This is a genomic window from Streptomyces sp. NPDC001156, assembly GCF_053598275.1.
On sequence record NZ_JBSFJX010000513.1, the window covers coordinates 1 to 1,593 of the forward strand.

Genomic DNA, 1,593 nt, shown 5'->3' on the forward strand with positions numbered 1-1,593 from the left:
TCCGGCTCGACGTCGGGGTCCTCAAGGAGGTCCTCAAGACCAGGATGCCCGCAGGCCTTGTGACAGGGCTCGTCTACGACGTCGAGACCGGACTGGTCGAGGTCGTCGCCCCGACCGCGAGGGTCGGGGAGGAATAGGCACCGGCTTCGCTCACCTCGCTTGACGCACAACATACGAGCATATGCTCTTATGTTGTGCGTGACCGCAGGCCACGATCACTTTGAGTGGTCGGCCGCGCCACGCCGACCTCCTGAACGGCGCCAACGGCCGACCTGCCCCGGCCGGCAGCCCGGGGCAGCGCCGACGCCGCGCCCTCCTGTCCGTAACCCCACAAGGTGAAAGAAGAGACAAAATGACCACCATTCTGATCACCACCGCCAACGGTGCCACCGGCCGGCCGATGGTCGACTACCTGCTCAAGGACGGCTTCAACGTCCGCGCCCTGGTCCGCAAGGACGATGCACGGGCACAGGAGCTGCGCGAGGCGGGCGCCGAGGTCGTCTTCGGTGACCTCCTCAACCTCCGTGACGTGCGAGCGGCCCTGGAGGGGGTCCAGCGCGCCTACTTCAACTACCCGGTAGCGGAGGGCCTGGTGGAGGCGGCCGTCATGTTCGCGCAGGCAGCGAAGGAGCAGAAGCTCAAGCTCATCGTGAACATGTCGCATTTTCAGTCGCGTCCCATCGCGCGCAGCAAGACCACCCAGAACCACTGGCTGGCCGAGCAGGTCTTCGACTGGTCCGGTGTCCCGACCACCCACCTGCGGCCCACGGTCTTCGCGCAGTGGCTGCTCTACATCTCCGGGTTCATCCGCCGTGGCCGCTACGCGATGCCCTTCAACGGGGACAGCCGCGTCGCTCCGATCGCCGGCCGTGACGTCGCACTGACCGCCGCCAAGATCTTCGCCTCGCCCGAGAAGCACGCCGGCCAGACCTACAGGCTCACCGGCCCGGTGGAGTACAGCCACCAGGAGCTCGCGGCCGAGGTGAGCCGGGTGCTGGGCAAGGACCTTCCCTTCGAGCAGATCACCGTGAGCACGTTCCTTGAGTCGATCGGTCTTCTGAACGACACCGCCAAGCTCAAGCACTTCGAGGCGATCATCATCGACCAGCAGGAAGGGCTGCTGGCAGGTGTCAGCGACGCGGCCCCGAGCATCACCGGCCAGCCGCTGGTGACGGTCGAGGAGTTCATCAACGAGAACCGCTCCGCTTTCGGGCTCAGCCCCGCCAAGTCAGCAAGCTGACCTCCCCCGACGGGCCCGGCCGGAGTACGCAGCTGCCCCTGATTCCCGAACGCATCGATGAGCAGCGCAGCATCACCGTGGACCAGGCGTCCTCGAAAGCAGGGACAGAGCGCGGTTGGCCGCCTCGGTGCGCAGCCCGTCCGGCCTGTGTCCCGGCTGCGTGCGCCCGGACCCTTTCCTGGGTGCGGTCGTGCAGTCGCCAGTGAAGCCAGACGCCGCCCGCGGCATCATCGAACTCGTCCAGCTCGATCTCAACACCACACCGTTCCTAGTCAGTGAGCAGGAGTGAGTCTTGTACCCAATCCTGGTCAACTGGCGCATCCCGAACGGTGGTGGATGCACTGGTCTCCCGC

Annotated in this window: 1 protein-coding gene; it reads left to right on the plus strand. The window is 66.3% G+C overall.

Features of this window, described 5'->3' with window-relative positions; genetic code table 11:
- Nucleotides 1-352 precede the first annotated feature (352 nt).
- Nucleotides 353-1,240 (plus strand): NmrA family NAD(P)-binding protein, encoded by an 888-nt coding sequence (locus tag ACWDA7_RS52715; RefSeq protein WP_450615320.1) that lies wholly within the window; start codon nt 353-355, stop codon nt 1,238-1,240.
- The last annotated feature ends 353 nt before the right edge of the window (nt 1,241-1,593 follow it).

Coding starts and splice junctions, on each gene's coding strand:
- ACWDA7_RS52715 (WP_450615320.1), top strand. CDS start 353: ATGACCACCATTCTGATCACCACCGCCAACGGTGCCACCGGCCGGCCG.